Source organism: Rheinheimera sp. (assembly GCF_036568245.1).
GTDB lineage: Bacteria > Pseudomonadota > Gammaproteobacteria > Enterobacterales > Alteromonadaceae > Alishewanella.
In genome coordinates, this window is the sequence record NZ_DATCSY010000302.1 from 1 (window position 1) to 8,403 (window position 8,403).

11 protein-coding genes are annotated in these 8,403 nt (G+C 48.0%); 8 read left to right on the forward strand and 3 right to left on the reverse strand.

Going from position 1 to position 8,403, the window contains the following annotated elements:
• Positions 1-1,287, reverse strand: a 1,287-nt coding sequence (gene malQ, locus VIN66_RS13600) for a 4-alpha-glucanotransferase (RefSeq protein ID WP_331924482.1), incomplete at its 3' end; no start/stop codon positions are given.
• 199 nt (positions 1,288-1,486) lie between these two features.
• Between malQ and gap the strand changes: the two genes are divergently transcribed.
• Both gap and VIN66_RS13610 read left to right on the forward strand, forming a co-directional pair.
• Positions 1,487-2,497, forward strand: coding sequence for a type I glyceraldehyde-3-phosphate dehydrogenase (gene gap, locus VIN66_RS13605; protein WP_134055018.1), 1,011 nt, complete (start codon positions 1,487-1,489; stop codon positions 2,495-2,497).
• A gap of 81 nt (positions 2,498-2,578) precedes the next feature.
• Complete coding sequence (locus VIN66_RS13610) at positions 2,579-3,424, forward strand: D-hexose-6-phosphate mutarotase (RefSeq protein WP_331924483.1); 846 nt, start codon at positions 2,579-2,581, stop codon at positions 3,422-3,424.
• A gap of 7 nt (positions 3,425-3,431) precedes the next feature.
• Here VIN66_RS13610 and VIN66_RS13615 read toward each other — a convergent pair whose 3' ends face one another.
• Positions 3,432-3,626: a hypothetical protein gene (locus VIN66_RS13615; RefSeq protein ID WP_331924484.1), complete on the reverse strand. Its 195-nt coding sequence runs from the start codon at positions 3,624-3,626 to the stop codon at positions 3,432-3,434.
• 75 nt (positions 3,627-3,701) lie between these two features.
• Positions 3,702-4,091 carry a hypothetical protein gene (locus tag VIN66_RS13620; RefSeq protein ID WP_331924485.1) on the reverse strand — a complete coding sequence of 130 codons (390 nt, stop codon included), beginning with the start codon at positions 4,089-4,091 and terminating at the stop codon, positions 3,702-3,704.
• Positions 4,092-4,368: 277 nt separating this feature from the next.
• On the opposite strand from VIN66_RS13620, the gene ccoN reads away from it, so the two are divergent.
• The 6 genes from ccoN to VIN66_RS13650 form a co-directional block, all read left to right on the forward strand.
• Positions 4,369-5,796 (forward strand): cytochrome-c oxidase, cbb3-type subunit I, encoded by a 1,428-nt coding sequence (gene ccoN, locus VIN66_RS13625; RefSeq protein ID WP_331924486.1) that lies wholly within the window; start codon positions 4,369-4,371, stop codon positions 5,794-5,796.
• Between the two features lie 10 nt (positions 5,797-5,806).
• Complete coding sequence (ccoO, locus tag VIN66_RS13630; protein ID WP_331924487.1) at positions 5,807-6,418, forward strand: cytochrome-c oxidase, cbb3-type subunit II; 612 nt, start codon at positions 5,807-5,809, stop codon at positions 6,416-6,418.
• Between the two features lie 5 nt (positions 6,419-6,423).
• Positions 6,424-6,603 carry a cbb3-type cytochrome oxidase subunit 3 gene (locus VIN66_RS13635; RefSeq protein WP_134055030.1) on the forward strand — a complete coding sequence of 60 codons (180 nt, stop codon included), beginning with the start codon at positions 6,424-6,426 and terminating at the stop codon, positions 6,601-6,603.
• Positions 6,596-7,579, forward strand: coding sequence for a cytochrome-c oxidase, cbb3-type subunit III (ccoP, locus tag VIN66_RS13640; RefSeq protein WP_331924488.1), 984 nt, complete (start codon positions 6,596-6,598; stop codon positions 7,577-7,579). The genes VIN66_RS13635 and ccoP overlap by 8 nt, the downstream gene beginning before the upstream one ends.
• Before the next feature lie 62 nt (positions 7,580-7,641).
• On the forward strand, positions 7,642-8,127 hold the full coding sequence (locus tag VIN66_RS13645) for a FixH family protein (RefSeq protein ID WP_331924489.1): 486 nt from the start codon (positions 7,642-7,644) through the stop codon (positions 8,125-8,127).
• A gap of 13 nt (positions 8,128-8,140) precedes the next feature.
• The coding region (locus VIN66_RS13650; protein WP_331924490.1) for a heavy metal translocating P-type ATPase metal-binding domain-containing protein at positions 8,141-8,403 on the forward strand (263 nt) is incomplete at its 3' end.

An 8,403-nucleotide genomic window follows, 5' to 3' on the forward strand; every position in this document is an offset into this window, starting at 1 on the left:
GTACAATTGCGGATTTGCCCAAATCTCGGTTGAAGCTTCACTGACGCCTACGGCCAAATCGCGGTATAACCCCAGCAGCATACCCGCTTCCTTGGCAACCTGTTGCGCCTGCGCTAATTGCTGCTGCGCAATAAACTGTAGGTAGCAGTAAAAATCCAGCTCTGCGCTATGTTGCTGGCTAAACTGCACAACAGCGTCTGATGCCGGATCACGATATTGCTCCGGCCAGTTTGGCCAGCCCCAGTAATCACTGTTTTGCCGGTACAAATGCGCATGTAATGCATCATATAACGCCAGTTGCCGCAAACTGTCGCCACCTTGCAGCTTAAACTGCTTAAACGTTTTATTGATATCTTTAGCGCTAGCACTTTTCTGCTCACTAAACCACTGATACAAGCTTTTCATTACCGGCAGCTTTAGCTGCATGACGCCGCTGTAATCAACATAATCTTTACTACGCTGTTCATTTAGCTGAGATAAAAAGGCTGGCGCTTCAACCAAAGTTTTGGTGCGGCTGCAATTGGCAAACCCCGGCATAGCGGTAACATCGATATAACTGATATTCAGCCAGCGCCGTGATGACGGGCTATAAGGGCTGGCGCTTTCCGGCATTGCCGGATACAACGCATGAATAGGATTCAGGCCGACAAAATCAGCCCCGACTGTAGCCAGATAGCTAAGGGTATGACTCAGGTCGGTAAAGTCTCCGATGCCCCAATTACGTTCAGAGCGCAGTGCATAGAGCTGTAATGCAATGCCCCATTGCTTATGCCGGCTAAACTGCTCCGGTTGAAAGCAGTGCCCAGGCGTAATAATCAGCCGTTGCTGCTGAGCGCTGTCAGCGATAACTAACTGATGGTAACCTGCTGGCAATTGCCATGGCAGTTCGTGCAGATACTGATGGTATTCAACCTCATCAAGCACAACAACCTGAGTCAGCTCACCGTCTACCGGAGTAAGGTTGCAGGTGTAATTCTGGCCATCCTCACTGGTAAGCTGCAGTGCCATAACCGTGTTTGCCTGTTCCAGTGCAACCTGGAGCGATACCTGCAGCGGTTCGCCAAGGCGTTGCACCGACACCTGTTGCAATGGCTGTTGCCAGAAGTCAAGCTGCTTCGACAGTAGTTGCAGCCGCGCGGTATCGTCATCTTCGATGTCAAAGCCCTGCGCTTTTAACAGTTCCAGCTGTTGTGTTTCACTAACCCGGGTCGGCTTGCCCCAGGCATCGTTAAATTCGGTTTCAATGCCACAAAATGCGATCAATTCAGCCAGTAAGGCGGCATCCATGATAAATCCTTAATATTGTCAGTTGGCTAACGCTCATTCTAGGCGCCATCGCAGCCAATGTCATTGTTCATTTATGTCATTTAATTACATAAATACCGGTTTTATAGCGTTTTAAACTTGAAAAAACTGCCGATTAATGTAATTTTACTACACATATTATTCAGTTCAGTTTCATAACAGCTATTTTGACGGGGTATGTATGACAATTCGTGTTGCAATCAACGGTTTTGGTCGCATTGGCCGCAACGTGCTGCGTGCTTTGTACGAGAGCAGCAAAAACTACGACATTAAGGTAGTGGCGATTAATGATTTAGGCGACGCCGCTATCAATGCCCATTTACTGAAGTACGACACAGCACATGGTATTTTCGCTGCCAACGTTGAGCATAGTGATAAAGCTATTTATGTAAATCAGGATGAGATCCTGACGCTGAGTGAACGTAACCCGGCTAACCTGCCGTGGCAGCAACTTAAAGTAGATGTTGTACTGGAATGTACAGGTCTTTTCACTGATCGTAAAAGTGCTGGTGCTCACCTTGAAGCCGGCGCGAAGAAAGTTATTATTTCTGCACCGGCCAAAGATGTCGATGCAACGGTGGTATATGGTGTCAACCATCAAATCTTGACGCCGCAGATGAACATTATTTCTAATGCTTCCTGCACCACCAACTGCCTTGCACCAATAGCAAAGCCATTAAATGAAGCACTGGGTATTGAGTCAGGCCTGATGACCACTATTCACGCTTACACCAATGACCAGCGCTTAAGTGACGTTTATCACACCGATGTACGCCGTGCGCGTGCTGCTGCCATGTCAATGATCCCAACAAAAACCGGTGCTGCTGCTGCGGTTGGCCTGGTTGTGCCGGAGCTGGTAGGCAAGTTTGATGGCTTAGCCGTACGTGTGCCTACCATCAACGTGTCATTAGTGGATTTAAGCTTTATCGCAGGCCGTAACACCTCTATTGATGAAGTAAATGACATTATCCGTAAAGCCTGTGCGTCAGGCCCTATGGCTGAAGTGCTGGCAGTAAACGATTTACCCTTGGTATCAGTCGATTTTAACCATAATCCGAAATCTTCTATCTTTGATGCGACAGAAACACGGGTTAATGGCCGTCTGGTAAAAGTAATGAGCTGGTACGACAACGAGTGGGGTTTCAGCAACCGTATGCTGGATAACACGGTTGAATTTATGAAGCACGCCTGAGGCATTGCATGATAAAACAGCCAGCTTTAAGCTGGCTGTTTTATTTTGGCCCGCGACACCCTAATATCAGGAGCCTGACTTTTGAACAGTTCTATCATCACGCAAACCGGGTTTGCACATTTAACTGACCTGCCCTGTATTACGCTGCAACATGGCAATGCCACTGCAGTGGTCTCATTGTATGGTGGCCAGGTCTTATCGTACCGGCCAGCACCGGATGTGGACAAACTTTGGCTATCTCCTTTAGCGCAGTGGCATAACCAGACCCCCATTCGGGGTGGCGTACCTGTATGCTGGCCATGGTTCGGCCCTGCGGACAACAGAGTTAACCCTAAACAAGGCAAACTACCCAATCATGGAGTCGTGCGAACCAGGATGTGGCAGCTGGTAAATCAACACGCATATAGCAGCCGGGCCAGTGCAACACTTGAAATTACTGTAGAAAATTTGCCACACCACGTTGGCGAAGTCACATTGCAGTTGCAGGTTATTTTAGATAGCAGTTTAACTATTAACTTATGTTGTAACACAACATTACTGCAACAAGCCGCGTTGCACAGCTATTTCGCCATTACAGAATTAGCGCAAACCCGGGTACAGCCTTTGCCCCGACAGTACAGCGACAAGGTAACTGCAACAACGGTATCTGACACTTCAGAGCAGGCAATTTTTAATGCAGAAGTCGACAGAGTATATCCCTCACCTGCTGCCAGTTTGCAGATCCTGATGCCACAGTCGGCCGTTAATCTGAGCCAACGCGGACAAGATGCAGCAGTGGTGTGGAACCCATGGCTGGAACGCAGCCAGCAGATAACGGATCTTCGTGACGACAGCTATCTGGAGTTTATTTGTGTCGAAACAGCCAGACTGCAGCTGGACAATGCTGCACCACTCAATCTGACGCAGCAAATCAAAGCGGCAAGCTGACGTGGGTTCAGGAGTCGAGGCCTTTTAAGAACTGTTTTAAATCCTGCTGCGGGTAGCCAAGCTGCCCCAGCATTTCAGGCACTTCATCCATCGGCAAGTAAACGTTTTCAAAATGCTCAATAATACCATTTAAATCAGCACCTTGCTCTTTTAACCTCTGCGCAGTTGCCAGATGTATATTACGCACAAACTCACTGGTCATTTTGCTCACTCCAATTTATTTTGCTGAGCGATACTGGCGATTTTTTGAACACAATTCAAGCAAAAATTGTCCGCTTTATTGCCAACTGGAATGAAACTGTTGTTTTAGCAATCGTTTTTTTCCATCAGTCAAAGTCAGTTCTAATTCAACTTGCCACAACATCTTAGGATCACTACACGCCCCAAGCAAAAACTCCGCTTGCCAGACAGAGTCGTGCCGGCTGAACTTCAGCGGTACCCGCCCCATATACATAGAGATACCACTGATTTCTCCGGTGATTTCAACTATATCTTCACCACTAACCTTTAATTTCAGCGGTGTTTCAACCGGAGCGTCAGCTGGGCTAAGCTGTAACCGGACTGTCGATTCATCAATTAACAAACGCGATGAGACGGGATCTTTGTCAGCCGGCTGGCATCCGCTGACTACACCAATTACCAATAAAACCAGATAAAATAGCCGCATGATTAACCCGATAACGCTAAAAAGTTTGCGTATTGTATGTTGTTTTGCGAAAAAGCTTCAAACAGCAGCTAGAATTGGGTAATTATTAATCTTGAACTTTGTTCTAAATCATAAAACGGGCTGTTTTGCCTATCTTTTCGTAGGTAAAACCCTTAATATGCAGCCCCAAATTGGCAGCCAAAACATCGCATTTACTGGGTGTATTAGCTGTCTATAACAAGAATGGCTGTTTACCAGCCTGTATCAGTAACCAGCACAAACTGCAGCGGAACTCAACATGAGCCAGACCAATTCGTTAAATGTTGACTACAACTATAGCGTTGTCCGCCTGTTTGCTTTAACTACAGTGCTTTGGGGTATTGTAGGTATGGCAGTAGGCGTGTTAATTGCGGCCCAGTTATACTGGCCGGCATTAAACTTCGATACACCTTGGTTGACCTATAGTCGCCTTCGTCCTTTACATACCAATGCGGTTATTTTCGCGTTTGGTACCAGCGCCCTGTTTGCTACCAGCTATTACATTGTGCAGCGTACCTGCCAGGTAAGGCTGTTTGCAGAAAAGCTGGCCATGTTTACATTCTGGGGCTGGCAAGCGGTTATCGTTTCAGCGATTGTGACGCTGCCTCTGGGGTTAACCAGTACAAAAGAGTATGCTGAACTGGAATGGCCAATTGATATTTTGATCACTTTGGTTTGGGTTTCTTATGCCATTGTATTCTTCGGTACGCTGGTCAAACGCAGAACCAGCCATATTTATGTGGCGAACTGGTTCCTCGGCGGTTTTATTCTGACCGTTGCGGCACTGCACATCGTCAACAGCATGGCGATACCGGTCAGTGCCTTTAAGTCTTATTCAATTTATGCCGGCGCCGTAGATGCGATGATCCAGTGGTGGTATGGCCATAATGCGGTAGGCTTCCTGCTGACAGCTGGGTTCCTGGGTATGATGTACTACTTCGTACCTAAGCAGGCAGGTCGTCCGGTTTATTCTTACCGTTTGTCAATTGTGCACTTCTGGGCACTGATAGCACTGTATATCTGGGCCGGTCCACACCATTTACACTACACTGCCCTGCCTGACTGGACACAGTCATTAGGTATGGTGATGTCAGTAGTACTGTTTGTGCCAAGCTGGGGCGGCATGATTAACGGTATCATGACGTTATCCGGTGCCTGGCATAAGCTGAAAACCGACCCTATCTTACGCTTCCTGATTGTATCTCTGTCATTCTACGGCATGTCGACGTTTGAAGGCCCGATGATGGCAATCAAGTCTGTAAATGCGCTGTCGCACTACACTGACTGGACTATAGGCCACGTACACTCTGGTGCATTGGGTTGGGTTGCGATGATTTCTATCGGTGCGATATATCATCTAATTCCGGTGTTGTATAACCAGGGCCGTATGTACAGTATTTCTCTGATTAACACCCACTTCTGGCTGCATACTATCGGCGTGGTGCTGTATATCGTAGCAATGTGGATTTCGGGTATCACCCAGGGCATGATGTGGCGCGCAGTTAATACTGACGGCACCCTGACGTACAGCTTTGTACAAAGCCTGGAAGCGTCTATGCCATTTTATCTGATGCGTTTTATCGGCGGTGTGTTTGTGGTGACCGGTATGCTGTTAATGGCATACAACGTGTACAAAACCGTACGTGCAAAAGATGAATCGTTACAACCTGTACCGGCAGCGGCGTAAGAGGTAAATCATGTCGAACAAGAATCATCATGACAAAATTGAACGCAGCGTGGGTCTGTTAGCTATTCTGACCATCGTTGCGATCAGCTTCGGTACTCTGGTACTGATCACTCCGCTGTTCTTTATGGATGAAACGACACAGCCGGTAGATGGTATGGTGCCTTACACTGCACTGCAGCTGGAAGGTCGCGATATTTATATCCGTGAAGGCTGTGTTGGCTGTCATAGCCAGATGATACGTCCGTTTCGTGCTGAGGTTGAACGTTACGGCCATTATTCTGTTGCCGGTGAAAGCGTTTGGGACCATCCTTTCCTGTGGGGATCCAAGCGTACAGGCCCGGATCTGGCGCGCGTTGGTCAGCGTTACAGCGATGACTGGCACTTTGCCCACTTAATGGACCCGCGCTCAGTAGTGCCTCAGTCCAATATGCCAGCTTTTCCATGGCTTAATGACAATATTTTAGATGGCAAAGACACAGCAAAGAAAATAACGGTGATGCGCACCTTAGGCGTACCGTACACAGACGAAGATATAGCGGGTGCCGCTGATGCTGTAAAGGGTAAAACAGAAATGCAGGCGTTGATTGCCTATCTGCAGTCGCTCGGCACACATTTGAAGTAATACTCATGGAATACGCAACGTTACATAGTATTTTTACCGTGATTTTGTTTGTCGGCTTTGTCGCCTTCGTAATCTGGGCTTACAGCAAAAAACGTAAATCAGATTTCGATCAGGCGGCGAACCTGGTGTTTGACGACGAACAAAAAGCACAACAAAAAAACAAACAGGAGTCGGATCATGAGTAGCTTTTGGAGTGCTTGGATCATAGTGTTAACCCTGCCGGTGCTAATTGGCTGCGCCGTGCTGTTGAAATGGAACCTCACTAACCACGTCGGCGTGCCGGAAGATCAAAACACCGGACACGAAGTTGACGGTATTGAGGAAATTAATAACCCGCTGCCGCGTTGGTGGACCTATATGTTTGTCCTGACGCTGGTGTGGTCAGTGTACTATCTGGCCGCCTACCCTGGCCTGGGTAACTGGAAAGGCTTTTTAGGCTGGACCAGTTCAAACCAGGGCGTAAAGTCACTGGAAGAATCACGCTTAGCCGCTGAACATGCCAAAGCAGAAGGCTTGAATGTGCAGCTGGATCGCGAAGTTGTGCATGCCCAGGAAGTATATGGCCCGATTTTCGAGCAATATGCTAAACGTGACGTACTGGACCTGGCTTACGATGATGAAGCGATTAAAATCGGTCAGCGCTTGTTTTTACAAAACTGTGCGCTGTGCCATGGCTCGGATGCGCGTGGTCAGCAAGGTTATCCAAACCTGACAGATAATGACTGGTTATACGGCGGTTCACCGGAGAAAATCAAAGAAACACTGCTATACGGCCGTAAGGCTGCTATGCCAGGTTGGTTTGACGCTTTAGGTGAGCAAGGCATTAAAGAAATGACAGCCTACGTGCTGAGCTTGTCTGGCCGCACTGTCAACGACCGTGATGCTGAAGCCGGTAAAGCGAAGTTTGCACTGTGTGCAGCCTGCCATGGTGCAGACGGTAAAGGCAGCGTGGCACATAATCTGCCATTTGGCGCACCTAACCTGACAGACAATATCTGGTTATACGGAGGCTCTGCAGATACTGTGGCAGAAACCCTGACCAAAGGCCGTAATGGCGTCATGCCGGCATGGAAAAATGTACTGGGTGAAGATAAAGTACATATTCTGACGGCTTACGTATACCGGTTATCAAACCCGGACAAACCTGAAACGCAACAGTAATCCGGCAATCCGTATAAGAATAAGCCCCTGTTTGGGGCTTATTTCTATGTTCAGAGGTAGCGATGCAGCAAGACACTAAACCCTGGTATAAACAGCTGTGGCCATGGCTATTGATTGCTATCCCGGTATTTACCGCGTTAAAAGCAGTGCACACCATAGTTATCATGCAACAGAACTCTCCCGATCTGGTAGTCGATGACTACTACAAAGAAGGACGGGCAATTAATATGCAGCTGGCAAAATACCGTGAGGCTGCGCTGCGCAATTTACAAGCTACTATCCTTATCGCAGGTGACAAAGCCATCGTGCGCTTTGCTGAAAATGCGGTGCTGGAAGGTAAAGTGCATCTGGACTTTTACCACCCTACTCTGGCCGCACGTGATTTTGCTCTGGACGCAGAGCGCAGCGGCGAACTGCTGTATGTCGCTAATTTACCACTGTCGCCTACCGGAAAATGGCAGCTGGTAGTCTCGGATACGAGTAAAGAATGGAAACTGCGGGCAGAACTGAATCTACCTGTCGCGAGCGAAATTAAACTTGGTTACTGAGCAGGGCTCCTCAGTGACAGCCAAACATTGTTTTCACTGTAATGAGCCGATACCGGCCGGTTTTGACTTTACGCTTATTTTTGATAACCAGCAGCGACAGTTTTGTTGCGCCGGTTGCAAGGCCATCGCTGATACCATTATATCCAGTGGTCTGAGTGACTATTACCGTTTCAGAACCGAACCCGCCAGCCGCTCCAGCGCCTTGCCAGAAGAAATCGCAGGCGCCCTGGCTGAATATGATTCCCCTGATGTACTGGCCGATGTCAGTGTGCAACA